A 22,026-nucleotide genomic window follows, 5' to 3' on the forward strand; every position below is an offset into this window, starting at 1 on the left:
AATCGAGATAGGGGGAGGTGACTAACCTCCGACCCTCTCACATCACCAAACATACGGTTCCGTATTTGGCGATTTCATTCAAGTCATACGTGAAAATTGATAACGAATAAACAAACTTTCTAGTCCTTGGCTTCCCCAATATCGGTTGCCGAGGGTTCTGTGTAAAATGGGGCTGTTCGCAATCCGCCAATAGGCTTTCCTTGTGTTGGCCCATTCCCACGCTTTCTCCTTCTTCACACCGAACCTTTGTAATTCTCGATACCTTGTCTTGACCAACTTCCATTCTTTCCATCGAATCATGCGGAGTCTACGTTGGATCCAACTATCTATCTGTTTCAGAACACTTGGTGCCTCGGTCAATTGGTAATATCCTATCCAACCGATTAAGTACCGATTTAATCGTTCGATTCTGGTCTCCATACTGATGTTTTCTTTCCTTGATGTTAAGGAACGGATTCGATCTTTGAGCCTCTTAATACTCTCTTTTGGTATGCGAACCTTTGGTCTCTTCTTGTGACTGGTGAAGGAGAATCCTAGAAATTTTCGTCTCCATGGACGATCAATCGCACTCTTTTGTTGATTCACTTTCAGCTTTAGTTTTCCTTCCAGGAATTCCGTCATGTTTTGTCTGACTCTCTGTCCTGCTCTTTTGGAACGAACGTAGATTTGACAATCATCCGCATAACGGACGAAGTGCAGTCCTCTGCGCTCCAATTCTTTGTCCCATTCATCTAAGACAATATTAGAGAGTAAAGGACTTAACGGGCCACCTTGTGGTGTTCCTTCTGTGTTCGACTGAACAAGTCCTTGCTCCATGACTCCTGCTTGTAGATAGCGACGGATTAATGTCAGCACTCTTGGATCGTTAATCCGTTTGCTCAGGGTGCGCATTAAACGATCATGATGTACTTTATCAAAGAATTTCTCTAGATCCATATCTACTACCCAACGACAGCCTTCTTGTATATACCCTCTTGCTTTCCTCACCGCGTCATGACCTCGCCTTTGGGGACGAAATCCATAACTATGGTCCGAAAACTGCGGGTCATATACTTTGGTCAACACTTGTGCGATCGCTTGTTGTAGAAAGCGATCTGTCACGGTTGGAATCCCTAGCTTCCTCTTTCCACCGTCTGGTTTCGGGATTTCGACTCGACGGACCGGTTGAGGTTGATAGGTTCCTGTTTCCAATTGTTGCTTGAGGATTGTCCAGTTCTCTTTCAAATGCACTCGTAGGTTTTGTACGGGCATTTGGTCGATTCCGTGGCTTCCTTTATTCTTTTCTACACGCCATATAGCTTGTAGTAGATTCTCTCGTGACAGTATTTGTTTTAACATTCGTTCTCTCTCCTACGTACATGATCGTTCTCTTTATGTGGTATGTGTTCTCCACCCTTCTCATGTCCCCCACGGGATTCACCGTTTCCTCCATGAGGAAGGAACTTGTGTTTCTGCTTCATCAAACCATACGTATCCCAAGTGATCATGTTCCTTTCCTGATTCCGCCCTTCCCTGTTCCTCTAGAAGAAACAGGTACTATGGCTTCTGCTGACTTCTGATAGTTCAGTGAATGTTCACACATCCGGTTACGGTAAGTGTACCGCTTTGCTATCAGACCTCCCGGGGTAAGCATCTACACTTCCTCCCCATATCCTTGCTTCATTTACTACCTATACCCTTCGGCAGTATGGACTTTGATGTGTTTGGCAGTCTCATCCAAGTATAAATAGCCTTCTATGAAGTTCGTGTTCCTCAAGGCGGGAATTTGCCTCCGACTTCCTTCAGATTCTAGGTCGCCCTAGACACCCTTGTCCTTGGCTAACTGGTACTACTGCCTTCCCAGTTCGGGACTTGAACCCTAGAGTTTAGATGCATGCCCGGCACACCAAAAAAGCAGAGATGGTAATACCAATCTCTGCTTAAAAGGAATACTTCCAACAAAACTTCAGGAAGTCATCTCCTTCATTATTACTCCATAAAGTCATAAGGTGAAAAATCTTCTTGACCTACTTCTACAGCAAGCAGTTGTTCATCTGCTGTTAATTTCTGCTCTCCTTCATTTTCTGCTTTATTTTCTTGTACTTGGAATAATTCATGTAAATACGTAATAAGTGATGTATAACGTTGATTAGTATCTTCTGTTTGCACACCTCGTAAAAATGCTGATTTATCACCACACATGACAAGTGATTGTTTAGCACGGGTAATCGCTGTATAGATCAAGTTTTTGCGCAGCATGCGATTGTATCCCGGGATAATTGGCAAAATGACAATTTGAAATTCACTACCTTGTGACTTATGAATTGATGTACAGTAAGCATGCATCAGATTCATCAAATCTGCTTTAGCATAAGCAACTTCTTTGTCGTCAAAACTTACAACAACTTGTTCTTCTTGGTCAACATTCTCATCTTTTTCAAAAATCGCGACAACTTCTCCTATATCACCATTAAACACACCATCTTCTGGTTGATTGACAAGTTGGATGACCTTGTCCCCTTTTCGAAATACAGTATCACCAAAACGCATTTCCCTTCTACCTTGTTGTGGCGGGTTGATCACTGCTTGGAGCTCTGTATTTAACCGATGTATACCTGCTTTTGAACGGTACATTGGAGCTAGCACCTGAATTTGCCGTAAGTCCACTCCTTTGTCATGCGCTTTTTTCACTACCTGCGTCACAATATTAACAACCTGGTAATCCGGACATGTTAAAAAGCTAAAATCATTTGCTTTGGTTAAGCTATCTGGCTGTACATGATTATTTTTGATTTCATGAGCAAGCTGAATGATTTTGGAGCCTTCCTTTTGCCGATACACTTCCTTGAGTGAAACGGATGAGACGACCTCGCTTTTTAACAGATCTGCAAGCACCTGTCCTGGGCCGACAGATGGCAGTTGGTCTTCATCTCCTACAATTACTACTTGCATATCATCCGGAATCGCACGAAACAATTGATAAGCAAGCCATATATCAACCATAGAAAATTCGTCAATAACGAGAATTTTTCCTTCTAATTTATTATTTTCATCTTTATCAAATGTCTCATTACCATCCCAGCCTAATAGACGGTGAATTGTCACACTGTCAATCCCTGTAGACTCTTTCATTCTTTTGGCTGCACGACCAGTTGGTGCGGTTAATACAAATGGATATTCTTCGTCTTCTTTATAATCATCTCGATCCAATGAAAGATCATGAATCTCAGCATAAGCATTGATAATTCCTTTAATAACCGTTGTTTTACCGGTTCCTGGTCCACCAGTTAAGATGAATATTTTCTCTGATAATGCGGTTTCCAGTGCTTGATATTGCTCTTTTCCATAACTTAATACTTCTTCTTCCTCAATAGCACCGACTATTTTTAACAATTCTGCATCAGTAAATGCTCGTTCAACCTTCTTGTCAGCAATTCGTTTAATTTGTGCGCAGAAACCAGTTTCCGAGTAATAAAGAGATGGTAAATAGACTTTTTTGTCCGTTACAATAATTTGTTTTTCTGTATTTAGCTCGACAATTTGAGCAGTCATTTTGTCAACATCGATCTGGTTTGTTTCCCCATCTAATAATTGATCCATTTCATATAACAACTGATCAATAGGTAAATAAACATGACCATCCTGAATACTGTTTTGCAGAATATAAACACACGCTGCTTGTAATCTAGTAGGATGATCAATCGGAATATGATTCTCTTTAGCCATTTGATCAGCCCGTATGAAACCAAAGCCTTCCACTTCAAATACGAAAGCATACGGATTGGTTTGCAATGTTTCTAATGTATTTTCTTTAAAAGCTGTATACATTTTCTGAGCCATCTTCAGGCCGAAACCATATTTCGACAATACAATGACAATATGTTCAAACCCTTGATTTTCTTGCAGGATCTGATAAATTTTTTCCTGTTTGTCTTTCGCTAACCCTTTTACCTGAACCAGAACAGATTGATTATTCAGAATCTGAGATAGAGCTGATTCTCCTAAGGTATCGACAATTCGTTCTGCTGTTTTTTTACCGATACCAGGAAATAGATCACTTGATAAATAGGCTATCACGCCTTCCTTCGATTCAGGGAGAAAACGTTGATAGCTTTCCACTTGGAATTGACGACCAAATCGTTTATGATCAACAACCCGTCCATAAAATTCATAGGTTTCACCAGGGTCTAAGCGCCGGAAATATCCTTTCACTACGACTTCTGTTTCATCAAACTGCTGATTGGTTTCAAGAATCTTAATCTTTGCAATGGAGAAATGCTCTTGTTTATTTTCAAAAATAGTATGGATCATTTCACCTTTTATGAAATTTTTTTGTTCAGCTGGTTGGCTATTCTCCATTACAAAGACCTCCATTTCTTACTGGTTTTCTTCAAGCATTTTTTCAATTTGCTTTTTACCATTTCCTGCTAATAAGTGATCAGGTTGAATTTCGAGTGCCTGATGAAAATGCTCCAATGCCTGCTCAACATCTTCATCATATAAGGCGATAACCCCTAAATTATAATGAGCATCACTATGTTCTTTTTGTAACTCCAATACTCTTTCAAAAGTAGATTTGGCAAAGTCCAGTTGCTCTGTTTGTGCTAGTGCCAGTCCATATTGAAATTGCACATCAACATCATCAGGGCTTAACTCGCTTGCTCGTTGTAGATATGGAAGTGATAATTTAAACTGCTCATCGTACAAAAAAGTCATCCCTAACATAAAATACGGATCGGCTTCTTCCAAGCCTAGACTAATTGCTTTCTGAAAATGTTCTTTTGCCGAGTCGTATTTCTCCTGTTCAAACTGAACATTGCCCAATCCGTAGTAGGCAGTTGCTGCTTTCTTATCAAGCTCTGTTGCCTCTTGATAAAATCGTTCAGCTCGCTCATAATCTTTCATATGTAAAAGTAGATTGCCAAAGTTGATATAATGAATGGGATCTTGTGGATTTTTTTCAATCGCATCTGTAAAGTATTGTGCTGCTTCTTCCAGCTTGCCTTCTTTCATATACTGAATCCCTTGGTCCATTTCAGTCATGTTAAAACCTCCTGTTGTTATTTTAGCTTAATAGTGAATTAGCGTGCAAGCACTGTCTGATGATTGATCGTATGGTGGTCAATTTTGTATCTGAATATCGCGTTTGCCTTTTATCAGATTGATGAAAGACACTTTTTGTTGATTTGTTCTTCTTTTGTCCTTCATCAAGCTGATGATGGACACTTTTGTTTTATCTCTTCCCCTTTTTAAGCGAAAGGGGACAGCACATTAATATGCTGCCCCTCTAAATCATCCTACATAATCTAAATATTTATCATCTTTCATAATCTCATCGATCGTTCCTCCGCCTAAGCAGATTTCATCTTGGTAAAAGACGACTGCTTGTCCTGGTGTAATCGCACGTTCCGGATTATCGAATATGACTTTAGCAGTGCCATCTTCATTTGGATAAACGGTTACGCCATTATCTTTCTGACGATAACGGAATTTTGCCGTACAATGGAAAGCTTCTGTTGGTGCTTCATTAATCCAATTAATATCCGTTGCAATAAGTGCGTCGGAATATAATGCATCATTATGGTAATCCGCTCCAACATAGAGTACATTGTCTTCCAAGTTTTTACCAACGACAAACCATGGACCACCTGGACCACCGATACCAAGTCCTTGACGTTGGCCGATCGTGTAGTACATCAGACCGTCATGCTCACCTTTTACTTCCCCATCTAATGTCATGATTTTACCTGGTTGAGCTGGTAAATATTCACTAAGGAATTCTTTGAAGTTTCGTTCTCCAATAAAACAGATTCCAGTACTGTCTCTTTTGTTCGCTGTAGCGAGTCCGTTTTCTTTGGCGATACGGCGCACTTCCGTTTTGGGTAAGTTTCCTAGTGGGAACATAACTCTTTTTAACACATCTTCAGACAATTGATTTAAGAAGTATGTTTGATCTTTATTATCATCCACACCACGTAACATTTCTACACGATCACCAGTATGTCTTACTTGGGCATAGTGTCCTGTTGCAACGTAATCAGCACCAAGTGAAAGGGCATGGTCAAGAAATGCTTTAAATTTAATTTCTTTATTACACATTACATCAGGATTCGGCGTTCTACCTGCTTTGTATTCATCTAAAAAGTAAGTAAATACTTTATCCCAGTATTGTTTTTCAAAGTTGACAGCATAGTATGGGATATCAAGTTGATTACATACACGAACAACATCATCGAAATCTTCTGTTGCCGTACATACACCAAATTCATCGGTATCATCCCAGTTTTTCATAAAGATACCAACAACATCATAGCCTTGTTCTTTTAACAGAAGGGCTGTCACGGATGAATCGACACCACCACTCATACCGACAATCACACGTGTATCTTCATTCTTTTTCATTGTTGTCACCACCTTAGTTTGTGAGTCTTTGGACGATTTTTGCCACTTTCTCTGCTGCCTCTACTATATTTTCCTGATTATTCGCTAATCCGAAGCTGAAGCGAATTGAATTAGTCGTACAGCTACTGTTTTCCGTAAACATGGCGCTCAACACATGGGAAGGTTCGACTGATCCTGCTGTACAAGCACTTCCACTCGATGCTGCAACACCACTCAAATCAAAATTGGTTAATAGAGCTTCCACATTGGCTCCAGGAAAACTGACATTAATGATATTAGGTACGCGTTCGCTCTTTTCACCATTAATGGAAAAGTTAATACCTCGTTCGCGAAGGATTTGCAAAAAGCGATCACGATAATTCTGATAGGCTTGATAACGCTGCTCTCTTTCAGTCAATACCAGCTGAATTGCTTCTGTGAAGCCGGCAATCGCTGCAACATTTTCCGTACCCGGGCGACGTTTACGTTCCTGTTCTCCTCCATACTGTAACGCTTGTAATGCTACATCTGGATGAACATATAAAAATCCTAAACCTTTAGGTCCGTTAATTTTATGAGAAGAAACGGTTAACAAATCAACCTTAAGTTCCCCAACATTTATCGATAACATACCATAAGCCTGAACGGCATCTGTATGAAAATAAGCTTGATGATCCACTAGTAATTCCCCAATTTCTGCAATCGGCTGGATCACACCTGTTTCATTGTTTACCATCATAACGGTCACCAGAATGGTATCGTCACGCAAAGCATTTTTCAATTGTTGGAGCTCAATTACACCGTGTTCATTCACGTCTAAATAAGTTACCTCAAAGCCTTGTTTTTCAAGATTTTCAACCGTGTGTAAGGTTGCATGGTGCTCGATTTTTGTTGTGATAATATGTTTCCCTTTATCTTGATTGGCTAGCGCAACTCCGGTTATAGCGATATTATCCGCTTCAGTTCCACCACTTGTAAATACAATATCCTTTTCGGTAGCTTTTATAGATTGGGCTGCAACCGAACGTGCTTTATCTAAAACCTGTCTAGCTTTCCGTCCAAATGAATGAATACTAGATGGATTACCAAAATTCTCTTGCAAGCTTTCTGTCATTGCCTCGGCAACTTTCGGGTGTACCGGTGTTGTCGCGGCATGATCTAAATAGATAGCTTTCATTACTTTCAACTCTTTTCTTTAAATGTAGAACATGTAAGGATCCTGTACACCTTTTTCCCCATAAGTGGACAAGTCCTCTAATGTGGTGGTATCGAGTACATCTTTCACTGCGTCACGAATTCGGATCCAAAGCTCCTGTTTGGCTGGCTCTTCCTCCTCAATTCCCTCAACCGGCGTGATTGGTCCTTCTAGAATTCGGATGATATCACCAGCTGTTATCTCATTCGGTTCTTTTGCCAATACATAACCACCATATGCACCACGAATACTTTTTACTAAGCTTGCATTTCTCAATGGGGCTACTAATTGTTCTAAATAATGTTCTGATAAATTATTTTCTTTGGCGATACTTTTTAACGACATCGGGCCATTACCATTATTTTTTGCCAGCTCGATCATAATCGTAAGTCCATATCTCCCTTTCGTAGATATCTTCATGATTACACCTCATTTTTCCCCTTCAAATTATCTATATACAATGTTCGTCATTAGTTGTTATTATAGCATGAATGATATACTAATTGCAGAACAATTCATAGCAAGTAAAAAAGAAAAAACTAATGCTGTTAGCCAAGCTTTTCTAATCATTACATACTTGCCTATATTAAGAAAGCAGCTAAAAAATGTCAAGCTGCTTGCTCTAGAAGTCATAGAAAGGATGTTACCATGGCAAATCAACCACTTGCTTTTCGAATGAGACCACAAAATATAGATGAAGTAATCGGACAACAACATTTAGTAGGAGAAGGCCAAATGATCAGAAGAATGGTTGACGCAAACCGACTCCATTCTATGGTATTCTATGGACCTCCAGGCACAGGGAAAACTTCTATGGCAATCGGTATTGCTAATAGTTTAGGCATTCGCTATAAACTATTGAATGCAGCTATTGATAAGAAAAAAGATATGCAGATCGCTGTAGAAGAAGCAAAAATGTCGGGACAGCTTGTCGTCATATTAGATGAGGTACACCGACTTGATAAAGCAAAACAAGACTTTCTTTTGCCACATGTAGAATCAAATCTAATTACATTAATCGGTTGTACGACGTCAAATCCTTATCACTCGATCAATCCTGCGATCCGAAGTCGTTCTCATATTTTTGAACTCTTTCGGCTGGAACCGTCAGATATTATCGAAGCATTAGATCGTGCGATTGCAGATGAAGAAAATGGTTTAGGGAAGTTGCCACTTGCGGTGGAGCAAGAAGCAAAAGAACATTTTGCTAATGCCTGTAATGGTGACTTGCGAGCTGCCCTAAATGGACTAGAGCTAGCAGCTTACTCTACGCCTCACACCGATGATCAGATCGTGATTGATTTAGCGAATGCTGAAGCTTGTATGCAAAAAAAGAGCTTCTCTCATGACAAAGGTGGAGATGCGCATTACGATGTATTATCGGCTTTTCAAAAATCAATTCGCGGCAGTGATGTTGACGCCGCATTACATTATTTAGGACGACTGATCGAAGCTGGTGACTTAGAAAGTATTGCCCGGAGAATGCTGGTTTGTGCATATGAAGACATTGGACTTGCAAATCCGCAAGCTGGTCCAAGAGCCTTAGCTGCAGTCGAGACCGCTGAACGTGTTGGCTTTCCGGAAGCCCGTATTCCTTTATCAGTGGCTATTGTCGAGTTATGTTTATCTCCAAAATCGAACAGTGCTTATTCGGCATTAGATGCAGCACTTGCTGATATTCGCAGTGGTGATACCGGTGAAATACCTGCACACTTAAAAGATGCGCATTATAAAGGAGCAGCAGCACTTGGCCGTGGAGTCGATTATAAATACCCTCACGCCTATGAAGGCGGCTGGGTTAAGCAACAATATTTACCCAATAAAATCAAGCATAAACAATACTATCAGCCTAAGGATACCGGTAAGTTCGAAAAAAATTTACAACAAATATATCAAAAAATGAAAAAATAGTGTTTAATTCACTCCTTTTCTGGTGACAATAGCAAATAAGTTAATCTATTCGCACGATTATCAATCTATTAGAAAAGCAAAAAGCGCCTGATCAAAAACGTATGACCTGGACTGAAGCGTAGGAGATAAAAGGAATCACAGTGACGGAGGAACTGATGATGACTTATCGTACGAAGCTGAAGGAAGGGCACTAGTTTTTAGGTGCTTGGAGCTAGACATCTCTGTTTGCTTAACTATCTATTAAAAAAATATCAGAACCAAACAAGGAGTGAACATACATGGCGAAAGTACGTCAAGATGCATGGTCACATGAAGATGACCTATTATTAGCAGAAACAGTATTACGACATATCCGAGAAGGGAGTACACAATTAAGGGCTTTTGATGAAGTAGGCGATAAATTAAATCGCACTTCTGCAGCTTGCGGATTCAGATGGAATGCGGAAGTGCGCCAAAACTATGAACAAGCTGTACAGATCGCGAAAAAGCAACGGAAAGACAGGAAAAGAGCACTTGCCAAACAGAGTAACGTTTATACACCTCCTAGTGTACAAACTAGTCAACAAGAAAATGAGACAAATAGAACGATTGAAGAAGAAGTATATTCGATGTTGAATTGGAACTCAAACCGTGAACAAGCTCAACCCGAAACTACTCCAATTGCTGAGTCTTATCAGGAAGATTATAGTATAGATCTAGATCAAGTTATTCGATACTTACAATATTTGAAGAAAGAGCAAAAACTAGCACAATCTTCAAAAGCCAGTAACCAAAAGCTATTGCAAGAAAATGAGCAACTACAAAACCAATTGAATAGTGAACAAAAAAGAGTAAAAGAATTAGAGAAGGAATTACAAACGATGAAGGAAGACTACCAAGCCTTTATGCAAATTGTCGAACGTGCTAGAAAGATGGTAGTGTTTGAAGAAGAGGAATCACGTCCGATTCCAAAATTCCGCATGGATAAAAACGGAAATTTAGAACAAGTAGCAAAATAATAATAATAAAAGGCAGCTATCTTTAGAAGCTGTCTTTTATTTTTGTGCTAGAGCTGTTCTCGTGAACACTTTATCTCGATTTTGACATTCTTCTGTCCGCGGGAAATAGAGGTTGTACTACAATTTAATCTGCTGAGTAAAATGAACTCTTTTCTTAAAAACTAATCAGAATATCTGCACTTCCAAATCACCTTAAACCTTAATTGTCCTTACCATTCCATTCAAAACTCTTCAAGGATTTTCAGTACTACTCGTTTCGACATATAGAAAAGACACACCATTAAAAAATGATGTGTCTGTTAATTTTAATCGACAATCCCAATTGTGCCGTCGTAAGTGATGAAGTTTTGATCCCGCTCCTAGCAGGTGGGTGCCCTGTCCTATACTTCATGCTTCCGCTATTTTTCATATAAGTAAAGCGGCATGCACACCATATAAGAACACCGAGCTCCCGATGTAATTGGTGTTCGGTCAAAACGTCAATAATCCGACGAACACATCAGGATTTTTGTTATCTTGTTGTTAACTACATAATAGCATATCGAATTTTGGAATTCAAGGGTATTACTTTACAATACCTTAACCATTTCTTTACATTTATTTTAATTTTAAATGTAATTCATGTAACTGTTTACTATCAACAGAACTTGGTGCCTCTGTCATTGGATCTGATGCTGATGCTGTTTTTGGGAATAGAATGGTATCACGTAAATTCGTGCGACCTGCAAGCAACATGATGAAACGATCAAATCCGAAAGCAATACCTCCATGTGGTGGTGCACCATATTCTAATGCATTAAGTAAGAAACCAAACTGAGATTCTGCTTCTTCTTTCGTGAAGCCTAGTTTTTCAAACATTTGATTTTGCATTTCACGTTGATAAATACGAAGTGAACCTCCACCTAGCTCATATCCATTCAATACTAGGTCATACGCTTGTGCGCGAACTGCTCCTGGATCTGTATCCAATTTGTCAAAATCAGACTCAAACGGCATTGTGAATGGATGGTGAGCTGCATGATAGCGCCGTTCCTCTTCATCATATTCTAATAGTGGCCAGTCTGTGACCCAGAGAAATTCAAATTTACTTTCATCAATTAAATCGTGATCTTTAGCCAACTTCAAGCGTAATGCACCTAATGTGTCATATACGACTTGTTTTTCATCAGCTACAAAGAACAAAATGTCACCTGGATGAGCATCAAGCATACTGCGGAATTGTGCTTGTTCTTCTTCCGAGAAAAATTTTGCAATAGGTCCTACTAAAGCTTCTTCTTCTACTTTCAGCCAAGCTAACCCTTTTGCACCATAAATCTTTGCGAAGTCTGTCATATTGTCCAAATCTTTACGGGAGTAATATTCTGCTTTCCCTTGTAAGTTAAGGGCACTTACTTTTCCACCATTTTCAATTGCTTGACGGAATACTTTAAAGCCTGAATCCTTCACTACTTCGGAAAGGTTCACTAATTCCATATCAAAACGTACATCAGGTTTATCAGAACCAAAACGCTCCATTGCTTCATCGTATGGCATGCGGTGGAATGGCGTTTCAATCTCGATTCCTTTGACTTCTTTCATTACTTTTTTCATCATACGTTCTGTCATATCTAAAATATCATCCATCGCCATGAAAGATGTTTCGATATCAACTTGGGTGAATTCCGGTTGACGATCTGCACGTAAATCTTCATCACGGAAACAACGAGCAAATTGATAGTATTTTTCAAAACCTGCTACCATCAATAATTGTTTAAATAATTGTGGTGATTGAGGTAATGCGTAAAAGTAACCTTCATGTACACGACTTGGTACTAAATAGTCACGTGCACCTTCTGGCGTGCTTTTGGTTAACATTGGTGTTTCCATTTCCAAAAAGGATTCACTGTTTAAAAATTCACGAATGGATTGTGCTGCCTGATGACGTAATTTGAATGTTTCCTGCATGACCTCACGACGCAGGTCTAAATAACGGTATTTTAAACGGATATCTTCCGAAACATCGAGGTCATCTGTTAATGTAAATGGAGGTGTTTTTGCTTCGTTCAACACCTTAATTTCACTGACGATTACTTCAATATCACCGGTATCGATTTTTGGATTAACCGTTTCAGCATCTCTTTCTACTACCTCGCCTTTTACTTCAATGACGTATTCACTACGGACACTGTCGGCAATCGCATGTGTTTCTTTACTGTTTTCAGCATTAAATACGATTTGGACAACGCCTGATCGGTCACGCAAATCAATAAAAATAATTTCGCCAAGGTCACGACGTTTTTGTACCCAACCTTTGAGTGTAACTTCTTGATTGACGTGATCTTTTCGTAAAGTTCCTGCTAAAGTTCGCATGATTCTCCCCCTTATAAAATACCTTGCATGTGTTCTGTTAATTGATCTAAAGCAACTGTTTCTTGGTCACCAGTCTCCATGTTTTTTACGGCGATTTGATTATTAGCTAATTCATCGTCGCCCAGAACTAGTACATATTTTGCTTGAAGGCGATCAGCTGCTTTAAATTGTCCTTTAAATTTCTTTGCTTGATAATCCTTATCTACCTGAATACCTGCTTGACGTAATTCATTAACGATTGTCGCTGCTTTTAGATTGGCAGCATCCCCTAATGACACAACATAGCAATCAAGTTGGCTGTCAATTGGTAACTCAACACCTTCTGCCTCTAATGCCATTAGTAGACGTTCTATACTTAGCGCAAAACCAATTCCAGGTGTTTCAGGTCCTCCAAGATTCTCAACCAATCCATTGTACCGGCCTCCACCTGATAATGTGGTAATAGCTCCAAATCCTTCCGCATTACTCATAATCTCAAATGCGGTGTGATTATAGTAATCTAGACCACGTACTAAATTTGGATCCACTTCGTATGGAATATTCATTGCATCTAAGTATGCTTTTACCTTTTCAAAATATGCTTCTGATTCGTCATTTAAGTATTCTAATATGGATGGTGCATCTTGCATTTTGGGATGTTCGCGGTCTTTCTTGCAGTCTAATACACGTAAAGGATTTTGTTCTAAACGTGTCTGGCAGTCATCACACAATTCTTCTTTCACTGGTGTAAAGTGATCGATTAACGCTTGACGGTGATTTTCTCTGCTTTCCTGATCACCTAGACTATTTATCACAAGTTTTAATGACTGCAAGCCTAATGTTTGATAAGCATTCATTGCCAATGAAATAACTTCTGCATCGATCGCGGGATCAGCACTGCCTAATGCCTCTACTCCATATTGTACAAATTGTCGCATTCTGCCTTGTTGAGGTCTTTCATAGCGAAACATTGGTCCGATATAAAATAGCTTTGTCGGTTGATTAGGAGAACCAAACAACTTATGCTCAACAAATGAGCGAACGACAGAAGCTGTTCCTTCTGGTCTTAAGGTAATACTTCGATCTCCTTTGTCTAAAAAAGTATACATTTCTTTTTGGACAATATCTGTTGTATCACCGACACCACGCTGAAATAATTCAGTATGTTCAAAGATCGGTGTACGAATTTCTTGGTAATGGTAGTTATTGCTTAACTCCTTCAATTTTCCTTCGACATATTGCCATTTTTCCGTCACACCAGGTAACAGGTCTTGCGTACCTCTAGGTGCTTTCATAAGATCTCCCCCTCACACATTCTCTAGATTAATGGACATAAAAAAACTCCCACCCCTAAAAAAGGGACGAGAGATTACCCGTGTTGCCACCCTAGTTGAAGTATGATTACTTCCACTCAAACAGTTAACGCCTGTTACGTTTATACCTACTCTATTCGGTATAAAGCCTCCGGAATGTCTTTCACGTAAGTCAGTTAGCAAGAATTCTTTCAGCCTCGGGAATTCTCTCTCTTTCCTATTGTTTCTTCGCTACTCTTTCCATCATTAGCTATAGTTATCTTTAGAATTTATTATATCATAATCGTTCGTGAATGTTTTTGTCAAGTTTGTTTTCGGTTTTTCGCTATTTTTTGGGTAGAGTGCAGAGGAATATCAAATTGTGCTGCAATTTCTGTTTGATAGTTCCTTGGTTGAAATTCATGAAAATGATGAGCATTTTTGGTGTATTGGTGACTTGTTGCTGCTTTTCTGTTATGTTTGTAATGAGTATGCATTCGTTGTTCTCATCCTTTTTTTACTTTTAGTTATGATTCCGGTAAGATATCAGTGATCATATGTCGAAGGAGCGATACCAATTGTGAAAAGAAAAATCTTTTTCCTGACAATCATTAGTTTTGTTTTTATTTTTTCAATATCTTTACTTATTTATGCAAAAGATGCGCAAATTGAAGGAGAAAATTTAAACGTAAGAAGTGGACCTGGTACAGATTACGATATCATTACAAGTGTAAATCCTCCTGAACAGTATCCAGTTCTCGAGGAATCTGGTGAATGGGCTAAAATCGATTTAGGAGATCATCAAGGATGGATCCACCAGGATTATTTTTCGATTACAGAAGAGTCTGAATCGCAAAATGACGATAAAAAGATGGAGGAAGAAAATGAAAGAAGCTCAGATTCCGTTGCAAATTCAACGGAAACACATAAGCAATTGGACAATAGCATAGCAGGTAAAAAAATCGTCTTAGACCCTGGTCATGGTGGAAGGGATGTTGGTGCTATCGGTGCTTCAGGTGGTTTTGAAAGTGATTATACATTAAAGACTGCACAAGTATTACGTGAAAAGCTAGAAGAACACGGTGCGGATGTATATCTTACTCGTAATAATAATCAATATGTGCCGTTAACCAGCAGAACAACACATACCAACTTGCTGCGAGCTGATGTTTATCTCAGTATACATTATAATAGTACCCCTGAGTTACCAGAGGTACAAGGGATTGATACATATTATTTATCTGAACGGGATCAGCAACTTGCTGAGTATGTACACGGTGGGATTATTAATGAAACAGACATGCATGATCGTGGGATTGAACAACGAGATTTACATGTATTGCGAGTCAACCATCGCCCATCACTATTATTGGAGCTTGGCTTTATTTCGAATGAAACAGAGGAAAAGAAGATTCAATCGCGAGCATTCCTCGAAGCAATGAGCCGAGGCGTCTTAATAGGACTAGAACAATATTTCAGATAATAAAATCGAGTTGATTAGTGTCAACTCGATTTTATTATCCTATCACTCTATTCCACTCTCAAGAATCATGGTAACAGGACCGTTGTTGGTCAGGAATACGTTCATCGTGGCTCCAAATTGCCCTGTTTGAACGTTAATACCTTCTGCTCTTAATTTTTGATTGTATTGTTCATATAGTTTTTCGGCATAATCAGGTTTGGCTGCCTGCATGAAGTTTGGCCTTCTCCCTTTTCTTGCATCCCCATAGAGTGTGAATTGTGAGATCGAGAGCACACTGCCACCTACGTCTTTCAAGGATAGGTTCATCTTTTGGTTTTCATCTTCAAAAATACGTAAGTTTACCGTTTTGTTAACAAGATAATTAACATCCTCTTCCGTATCTTCATGTGTGACACCGACTAATGCGACATAGCCATTTTCTATTTGGCCCACTAGTTGGTCATCTACCGTAACGGAAGCTTCTTTTGTTCGTTGTAATACTACTTTCATGCTATTTCTCTACCTGCCTTTTTACTGAATCGTTCGTTCAACGGTATAAACATCTTGAATTTGTTTTAATCGATCAACAATTCGACGTAAATGATTAATATTATGAATGAGAATGGTCACATTAATGATCGCGATTTTGTTGCGGTCAGAACGACCATTTACTGCAATGATATTTGTCTTCGATTCATTAATAACCTGTAGTACATCATTTAATAATCCGCGACGGTCATAGCCGGATATTTCCAAATCAACATGATAGGATTTAGATTCTGATTCTGTATTTTCCCATTCGACAAGGATTAAACGATCTTTTGCTTCGTTTGCCTGCACGTTCGGACAATCCTTACGATGCACGGAAACGCCTCTACCTTTCGTAATATACCCGACAATATCATCGCCAGGTACCGGGTTACAACATTTAGACAAACGAATCAGCATGTTGTCAACACCTTCTACTCGTACACCAGAATCTCTTTTTGATTTTTTCTTTATCGATTGGCCACTTGCATTAACTTCCTCAATCGTTTCTTCAATATTTTTATCCTTTTCCTGCTGTTCACGAATTTTTTCTGTTAGTCTAGTGACGATTTGTGCTGCTGTAATGCCATGATAACCAACAGCTGCAAACATATCCTCTTCTGTACCAAAACTGAACTTATCTAGGGCCAGATCAATATTTTCCTCTGTTAATACTTCTTTTGGTTCAAAGCCTGCTTGTTTTAGCTCCTCTTCCACCATCTCGCGTCCATTACTGACATTTTCATCACGACGCTGTTTTTTGAAAAACTGCTTTATTTTATTTTTTGCTTGCGATGTTTGCGTCATTTTCAGCCAGTCTTGTGAAGGTCCATAAGAATGCTTCGATGTCATCACTTCAACGATATCCCCATTTTTTAATTGGTAATCAAGTGGTTCCATCTTTCCGTTTATTTTGGCACCAATCGTATGATTTCCGACTTCCGTATGGATTTTATAGGCAAAATCAATTGGAACCGATCCTCTTGGTAATTCAATGACATCGCCTTTCGGTGTAAATACATAAACCATATCTGAAAAAAGATCTACCTTCAATGATTCCATAAATTCTTCAGCATCATTTGCGTCATTTTGCCACTCTAAAATTTCACGGAACCATGCAAGGCGGTCTTCGTTAGACTGTTGAGTAGTATTGACCTTCTTACCTTCTTTATATGCCCAGTGTGCTGCGATACCGTATTCTGCTATTTCATGCATTTCTTTTGTACGAATTTGTACCTCTAAAGGCGCTCCCTTTGGTCCGATTACCGTCGTGTGTAGGGATTGATACAAGTTTGGTTTTGGCATGGCTATATAGTCTTTAAACCGACCTGGCATCGGCTTCCAGCATGTATGGATAATACCTAAAACAGCGTAACAGTCTTTAATACTGGATACAATAATACGTACTGCTAGCAGATCGTAGATTTCATTAAATTGCTTCTTCTGTAACATCATTTTCCGATAAATGCTATATAAGTGTTTCGGTCTGCCGGAAAAGTCAGCTTCAATATTAACATCATTCAATTGTTTTTTTACTTCTTCCATTACTTCATCAATATAATGTTCACGCTCTTCGCGTTTTTGTTTCATTAAGTGAACAATACGGTAATATTGTTGTGGGTTTAAGTAACGAAGTGCCGTGTCTTCCAATTCCCATTTAATTGCCGAAATACCTAACCTGTGTGCCAAAGGTGCAAAAATCTCTAACGTTTCATTCGAGATACGACGTTGTTTTTCAGCAGGTAAATGTTTCAACGTCCGCATGTTGTGTAATCTGTCTGCAAGCTTGATTAAAATAACACGGATGTCTTTAGCCATCGCAATAAACATTTTGCGGTGGTTCTCAGCTTGTTGAGCCTCTTTTGACATATATTTAATTTTCCCGAGCTTTGTTACACCATCAACGAGCATTGCAATTTCTTCATTGAATTCCATTTCCAGGTCTTCCACAGTAACTGATGTATCTTCGACGACATCATGTAAAAAACCACTAGCTATCGTCTCGGGATCTAATTTTAAATCCAGTAAGATTCCAGCGACCTGAACAGGATGAATGATATATGGCTCTCCTGACTTACGAAATTGTCCCTCATGTGCTTTTTCCGCATACTCATACGCAGACTTGATAAAGCGAATATCTTCATCATTTAAATAACTTTTAGCTTCTTCAAATATATCCTCAGGCGCTAAAATTCTATCTTTTGCCATATAATCACCTTTTACTATTAGACTAACTACGTTATAAAACGTGTTTTATCTATCATACCAAAAATAAAGCAAATTTTCCTCCTATACCTTTCATTTCTCGACATTTTACTTCATTTATTTATTATGTACTAATTATTATACTTAACATCACTAACTATAGTGATCATTCGGTGGCAATCCTACTCACATTATCTGATTCGGAATGGATAAAAACTGCGAAGTTGTGAAAATGCTGTTTGTTCGAAGTAGCGTAATAACCTTATACATTAATTTGAAACATATCAATAATGATCACTACCACTCCGGCTGCCCACTTCCCTTCCCTGGATATAATCATTTATCCCCGGAAGAGAAGGCTTTTTCCTCGGAGCAGGACAGCCCTTCCGCAGCTTATAAATACTGTCATCTTACACTTGCCTTATTTAAAGTTAAAAAACATGAGTCCGATTTGTTGCCGAACTCATGCTCAAGTAAGTACCTTATGAAGTGACCATGTAACTTTTTTAAGTTTCTTCATTTGGCACAAGTTATTCTTAGTATTCCATCAATGTTAATACATCATATCCTTCTAGTTTGTCACGTCCGTTCAAGTAGGTTAATTCGATCAAGAATGCACAGCCTACTACAATACCGCCAAGCTGCTCTACGAGATTAATTGTTGCTTCGATCGTTCCACCAGTTGCTAATAAGTCATCTGTTATTAACACGCGTTGCCCAGGCTTGATTGCATCTTTATGGATCGTTAAGACATTCTTACCGTATTCTAAACCATAATCAACTTTTATTACTTCTCGAGGAAGTTTTCCTTCTTTTCTAACTGGTGCAAATCCGATTTCTAATGCATAGGATACTGGACAACCGACAATAAAGCCTCTTGCTTCAGGGCCTACAATGATGTCTACATCTTTACTTTTAGCATATTCGACAATTTCGTTAACAGCTGCTTTATAAGCAGGGCCATTGTCCATTAATGTTGTAATATCTTTAAAGCGAACCCCTTCTTTTGGCCAATCTTCTACTACTGTAATATACTTTTTATAATCCATAAACCATTTCCTCCTCATGTATCTCAACATTCATTTGCTCAGATATCCATGTTTTTAATTGTGTATACGATGAATAAATTAATATTTCTTCTAACTCCATCCACCTTTTTCGATCTTGATAAACATGTGCCTCTGCTAAATCTTTTTTAGACGGTTGTTCAGCTGGCACAATTAAACCTTCTTTACGAGTTACAAACTCCAGTTCATGAAAAACCTGGAACATAAATTTTATTTTTTCTAATTTCCAACCTTTGTATTGGGCAAGTTTCGGAGCATCTACTTTGTAATCAAAATATTTACGCTTTAACATTAACTGATACAACCACTTAAATTCCTCTCTAGTTGGTAATGCCCGAAAATAATCACTATCTTTTGTGGAGAAACATACCATCAACCGTTTAAAATCTACTTTTTGAACAAGCTCGCGAATGTCATCTAAAGTTTCAGGTAGATCAAGTAAATATAGCGCTTCAATGGTTTGAGTAAGATTTAATACTGTATCTTTATCACAGACAGCTATTTGATCATAGTTAGTGCCTTGAAAACTCACAAAGTAGTGGTTTTCCAGATTATTCTCCAAATGTTGCTGCCAGTTCTTTGTTCCTCTATAGTCAAAAAGCTGCCAACTGGTCACAGCTATATCTTTTATCATCATTTGAGGCTTGCGGATGCCATTCCATTCATTAACTTGCAGTTCCCCTACCACTTCGATTGGTGTCTGTTTAGCGAGGAATGGTACCTTCTCACCAAAACCAAATCCAATACTATCCATTTGTACACCAGCATCGACAAACTTCATCTTCAAGTGATTTTTAGTTGCGCCAATTTGCCTTATCTCAGACGGAGTTGCCTCTATATGAAAAAGAGGTTTAGGGTTTGCCATCCCAAACGGTGCTAGCTGGTCGATCGTTTCCAACAAAGACATATCAATATCGCTGATAGATAATTTACCACTGACAGTCAACTGCGGTTTATAATCTGCATCTGTCAATTGCTCTTGTGCTAATCGATCTAATTTTTCTTCTAATTCTATAATATTTTCGGTTGGCAATGTCATTCCGGCAGCTTGAGCATGCCCACCAAAATGTGTAAATAAGTCTCGGTGTTGCATACAATTTTGGAACATGTCAAAGCCTTCAATACTACGGGCAGATCCCTTTGCCTGATTTGTTTCCGGATCGATGGCAAGTACAATAGCTGGTCGATAGTAATTCTGGACCAGTTTGGATGCAACAATTCCTAGTACACCTTGATTCCAGCCTTCTTTGGCAACGATAATTACTCGCTTTTCCGTATCAGATGACTCGAACATTTCTATCGCTTCTTTTGTAATATCGGCAACGATTTTTTGTCTTTCGGTATTAAGTTCCTGAACATAATTAGCCAGTTCTTCCGCTTCTTCAGGATTATCCGTTAACAAAAGGTCAACAGCTAAGTTCGCATCCTGGAGGCGCCCCACTGCATTAAGCCGCGGTCCAATTCTGAATCCAATATCTTCTTCAGTAGCATTTCCTTCTATTTGACACAATGTTTTTAATGCTTTGATCCCTTTACGCTCAGAACGGGTTAGTGCTTGCAAACCATAATGTACTAGTATCCGATTTTCATCTTGCAATGGAACTAAGTCTGCGATTGTTCCAATGACGACCAGATCAAGAAACTGTTTAGGAAAATATCCGAGTAAATGTTCCGCAAATTTAAATGCAACACCTACCCCAGCTAACTCCTTAAAAGGATAACTATCTGAACATTTTGGGTGAATAATAGCATAAGCTTCCGGTAATGATTCTTGCACCTCATGATGATCCGTTATAATAACATCCATACCTAATTCATTAGCAACAGCAACTTCGTTGATCCCAGCTATCCCATTGTCCACCGTAATAATAAGTTGAAATCCTTGTCGATGTGCTTCACGAAAAGCCCCTTCATTAGGACCATAACCTTCTGTAAATCGATTCGGTATATAATAATCACACATCGCACCACTTTCACGTAATGCCTCGATCATCACTGTAGTTGATGTCACACCATCAGCATCGTAGTCACCATATACTAGAATACTTTCCCCTGCATCAATAGCTTGCTTCACTCGGTTCACAGCTTTATCAATTTGAGAGAAACCATTCGTGTTATGAAGTAATTCTAGGCTTGGATTTAGAAAGTTTTTGGCTTTATCAGCTGTATCGATTCCTCTTTGTAACAATAGTTGTTTAATTACAGGAGAAACATTTACATCTGCTAAACTGTCCATATTTACTTCGTCTTTATTGTTATATGTAAAAATCCAGTTTGATTGACTCTCTAACATAAATTCACCCCTGACTCACTTATTATACAAAAGTGTATCAAGGGTAGCAAACAGAATTATTTTACTGTATCGTCGTTTTCTGCTATTTCAGTTGACGATACTCCTTCTGGATCAGCTTCTCCGACAGGATTTTCATGGGCTTTTAACTCCTTTAGTTCTTTTCTAGCAATTTTTAATTCTTTTTGCAATCGAATCACACGAAACACTCCAACCGCGGCAGTAATAATAGCTCCCATTAAAACAGAAAATAAAATAACAAGAATAAGTGGTGCATGACCAGTTCCAAACAGATAATTGACTTCAACAGCATCTACATTAATGACAGCAAAAATAGCGATAATAACTGCGAATACTACAGCAAAAATAATATACGTTTGTCCTTTCATA

General features: G+C 38.8%; 17 protein-coding genes, 1 other RNA gene and 1 other annotated feature. Of the genes, 3 read left to right on the forward strand and 15 right to left on the reverse strand.

The features are described from left to right. Nucleotides 1–78: 78 nt before the first annotated feature. The 6 genes from ltrA to cymR form a co-directional block, all read right to left on the reverse strand. Complete coding sequence (ltrA, locus tag J5J03_RS13800) at nt 79–1,338, reverse strand: group II intron reverse transcriptase/maturase (protein ID WP_208585947.1); 1,260 nt, start codon at nt 1,336–1,338, stop codon at nt 79–81. 630 nt (nt 1,339–1,968) lie between these two features. After that, nucleotides 1,969–4,338 (reverse strand): SF1B family DNA helicase RecD2, encoded by a 2,370-nt coding sequence (gene recD2 / locus J5J03_RS13805; RefSeq protein ID WP_208590294.1) that lies wholly within the window; start codon nt 4,336–4,338, stop codon nt 1,969–1,971. A gap of 18 nt (nt 4,339–4,356) precedes the next feature. Further along, nucleotides 4,357–5,022: a tetratricopeptide repeat protein gene (locus J5J03_RS13810; RefSeq protein WP_208590295.1), complete on the reverse strand. Its 666-nt coding sequence runs from the start codon at nt 5,020–5,022 to the stop codon at nt 4,357–4,359. A gap of 249 nt (nt 5,023–5,271) precedes the next feature. Then, nucleotides 5,272–6,381, reverse strand: coding sequence for a tRNA 2-thiouridine(34) synthase MnmA (mnmA, locus tag J5J03_RS13815; protein ID WP_208590297.1), 1,110 nt, complete (start codon nt 6,379–6,381; stop codon nt 5,272–5,274). A 13-nt stretch (nt 6,382–6,394) separates the two neighbouring features. Next, the gene (locus J5J03_RS13820; RefSeq protein WP_208590299.1) at nt 6,395–7,537 is read right to left on the reverse strand and encodes a cysteine desulfurase family protein; all 1,143 of its coding nucleotides are present in this window, start codon (nt 7,535–7,537) and stop codon (nt 6,395–6,397) included. An 18-nt stretch (nt 7,538–7,555) separates the two neighbouring features. After that, entirely contained in the window at nt 7,556–7,975 is a 420-nt protein-coding gene (gene cymR, locus J5J03_RS13825; RefSeq protein WP_018931487.1) for a cysteine metabolism transcriptional regulator CymR, read from the reverse strand. Between the two features lie 228 nt (nt 7,976–8,203). Between cymR and J5J03_RS13830 the strand changes: the two genes are divergently transcribed. Both J5J03_RS13830 and J5J03_RS13835 read left to right on the forward strand, forming a co-directional pair. Continuing rightward, nucleotides 8,204–9,466, forward strand: a complete 1,263-nt coding sequence (locus J5J03_RS13830) for a replication-associated recombination protein A (protein ID WP_208590301.1) — start codon at nt 8,204–8,206, stop codon at nt 9,464–9,466. A 278-nt stretch (nt 9,467–9,744) separates the two neighbouring features. Then, the gene (locus tag J5J03_RS13835) at nt 9,745–10,464 is read left to right on the forward strand and encodes an RsfA family transcriptional regulator (RefSeq protein WP_208590303.1); all 720 of its coding nucleotides are present in this window, start codon (nt 9,745–9,747) and stop codon (nt 10,462–10,464) included. 311 nt (nt 10,465–10,775) lie between these two features. On the opposite strand, the gene ssrS is transcribed toward J5J03_RS13835, so the two are convergent. The 4 genes from ssrS to J5J03_RS13855 form a co-directional block, all read right to left on the reverse strand. Beyond that, nucleotides 10,776–10,973, reverse strand: a non-coding RNA gene (ssrS, locus tag J5J03_RS13840) — 6S RNA. A gap of 88 nt (nt 10,974–11,061) precedes the next feature. Further along, on the reverse strand, nt 11,062–12,813 hold the full coding sequence (gene aspS / locus J5J03_RS13845) for an aspartate--tRNA ligase (RefSeq protein WP_208590305.1): 1,752 nt from the start codon (nt 12,811–12,813) through the stop codon (nt 11,062–11,064). Between the two features lie 11 nt (nt 12,814–12,824). Beyond that, nucleotides 12,825–14,087, reverse strand: a complete 1,263-nt coding sequence (gene hisS / locus J5J03_RS13850; RefSeq protein ID WP_208590307.1) for a histidine--tRNA ligase — start codon at nt 14,085–14,087, stop codon at nt 12,825–12,827. A 59-nt stretch (nt 14,088–14,146) separates the two neighbouring features. Continuing rightward, nucleotides 14,147–14,361 (reverse strand) — a binding site (T-box leader). A gap of 46 nt (nt 14,362–14,407) precedes the next feature. Then, nucleotides 14,408–14,581, reverse strand: coding sequence for a hypothetical protein (locus J5J03_RS13855; protein ID WP_208590309.1), 174 nt, complete (start codon nt 14,579–14,581; stop codon nt 14,408–14,410). 83 nt (nt 14,582–14,664) lie between these two features. Between J5J03_RS13855 and J5J03_RS13860 the strand changes: the two genes are divergently transcribed. Beyond that, nucleotides 14,665–15,567: an N-acetylmuramoyl-L-alanine amidase gene (locus tag J5J03_RS13860; RefSeq protein WP_208590311.1), complete on the forward strand. Its 903-nt coding sequence runs from the start codon at nt 14,665–14,667 to the stop codon at nt 15,565–15,567. A 42-nt stretch (nt 15,568–15,609) separates the two neighbouring features. Here the strand turns inward: J5J03_RS13860 and dtd are convergent, their stop codons facing one another. The 5 genes from dtd to J5J03_RS13885 all read right to left on the reverse strand — a co-directional run bounded on the left by dtd (nt 15,610) and on the right by J5J03_RS13885 (nt 22,025). Then, nucleotides 15,610–16,056 carry a D-aminoacyl-tRNA deacylase gene (gene dtd, locus J5J03_RS13865; RefSeq protein ID WP_208590312.1) on the reverse strand — a complete coding sequence of 149 codons (447 nt, stop codon included), beginning with the start codon at nt 16,054–16,056 and terminating at the stop codon, nt 15,610–15,612. A 21-nt stretch (nt 16,057–16,077) separates the two neighbouring features. Beyond that, nucleotides 16,078–18,282, reverse strand: a complete 2,205-nt coding sequence (locus tag J5J03_RS13870; protein WP_208590315.1) for a RelA/SpoT family protein — start codon at nt 18,280–18,282, stop codon at nt 16,078–16,080. 533 nt (nt 18,283–18,815) lie between these two features. Beyond that, a complete protein-coding gene (locus tag J5J03_RS13875) occupies nt 18,816–19,328 on the reverse strand; it encodes an adenine phosphoribosyltransferase (protein ID WP_208590317.1) in 513 nt (170 codons plus the stop codon). Continuing rightward, entirely contained in the window at nt 19,318–21,639 is a 2,322-nt protein-coding gene (recJ, locus tag J5J03_RS13880; RefSeq protein ID WP_208590319.1) for a single-stranded-DNA-specific exonuclease RecJ, read from the reverse strand. Before recJ ends, J5J03_RS13875 begins: the two co-directional genes overlap by 11 nt. A gap of 56 nt (nt 21,640–21,695) precedes the next feature. Continuing rightward, complete coding sequence (locus J5J03_RS13885) at nt 21,696–22,025, reverse strand: LapA family protein (RefSeq protein WP_208590320.1); 330 nt, start codon at nt 22,023–22,025, stop codon at nt 21,696–21,698. Nucleotide 22,026: the final 1 nt, after the last annotated feature.

The organism is Gracilibacillus suaedae, from assembly GCF_017599345.1.
Classification (GTDB): domain Bacteria; phylum Bacillota; class Bacilli; order Bacillales; family Amphibacillaceae; genus Gracilibacillus; species Gracilibacillus suaedae.

Excerpts from the sequence above, each read along its gene's own strand:
- J5J03_RS13855 (WP_208590309.1), bottom strand. The coding sequence starts at position 14,581 with ATGCATACTCATTACAAACATAACAGAAAAGCAGCAACAAGTCACCAA.
- J5J03_RS13875 (WP_208590317.1), bottom strand. The coding sequence starts at position 19,328 with ATGGATTATAAAAAGTATATTACAGTAGTAGAAGATTGGCCAAAAGAA.
- ltrA (WP_208585947.1), bottom strand. The coding sequence starts at position 1,338 with ATGTTAAAACAAATACTGTCACGAGAGAATCTACTACAAGCTATATGG.
- recJ (WP_208590319.1), bottom strand. The coding sequence starts at position 21,639 with ATGTTAGAGAGTCAATCAAACTGGATTTTTACATATAACAATAAAGAC.
- J5J03_RS13820 (WP_208590299.1), bottom strand. The coding sequence starts at position 7,537 with ATGAAAGCTATCTATTTAGATCATGCCGCGACAACACCGGTACACCCG.
- J5J03_RS13810 (WP_208590295.1), bottom strand. The coding sequence starts at position 5,022 with ATGACTGAAATGGACCAAGGGATTCAGTATATGAAAGAAGGCAAGCTG.
- mnmA (WP_208590297.1), bottom strand. The coding sequence starts at position 6,381 with ATGAAAAAGAATGAAGATACACGTGTGATTGTCGGTATGAGTGGTGGT.
- J5J03_RS13835 (WP_208590303.1), top strand. The coding sequence starts at position 9,745 with ATGGCGAAAGTACGTCAAGATGCATGGTCACATGAAGATGACCTATTA.
- J5J03_RS13870 (WP_208590315.1), bottom strand. The coding sequence starts at position 18,282 with ATGGCAAAAGATAGAATTTTAGCGCCTGAGGATATATTTGAAGAAGCT.
- cymR (WP_018931487.1), bottom strand. The coding sequence starts at position 7,975 with ATGAAGATATCTACGAAAGGGAGATATGGACTTACGATTATGATCGAG.
- dtd (WP_208590312.1), bottom strand. The coding sequence starts at position 16,056 with ATGAAAGTAGTATTACAACGAACAAAAGAAGCTTCCGTTACGGTAGAT.
- J5J03_RS13885 (WP_208590320.1), bottom strand. The coding sequence starts at position 22,025 with ATGAAAGGACAAACGTATATTATTTTTGCTGTAGTATTCGCAGTTATT.
- hisS (WP_208590307.1), bottom strand. The coding sequence starts at position 14,087 with ATGAAAGCACCTAGAGGTACGCAAGACCTGTTACCTGGTGTGACGGAA.
- J5J03_RS13830 (WP_208590301.1), top strand. The coding sequence starts at position 8,204 with ATGGCAAATCAACCACTTGCTTTTCGAATGAGACCACAAAATATAGAT.
- aspS (WP_208590305.1), bottom strand. The coding sequence starts at position 12,813 with ATGCGAACTTTAGCAGGAACTTTACGAAAAGATCACGTCAATCAAGAA.
- recD2 (WP_208590294.1), bottom strand. The coding sequence starts at position 4,338 with ATGGAGAATAGCCAACCAGCTGAACAAAAAAATTTCATAAAAGGTGAA.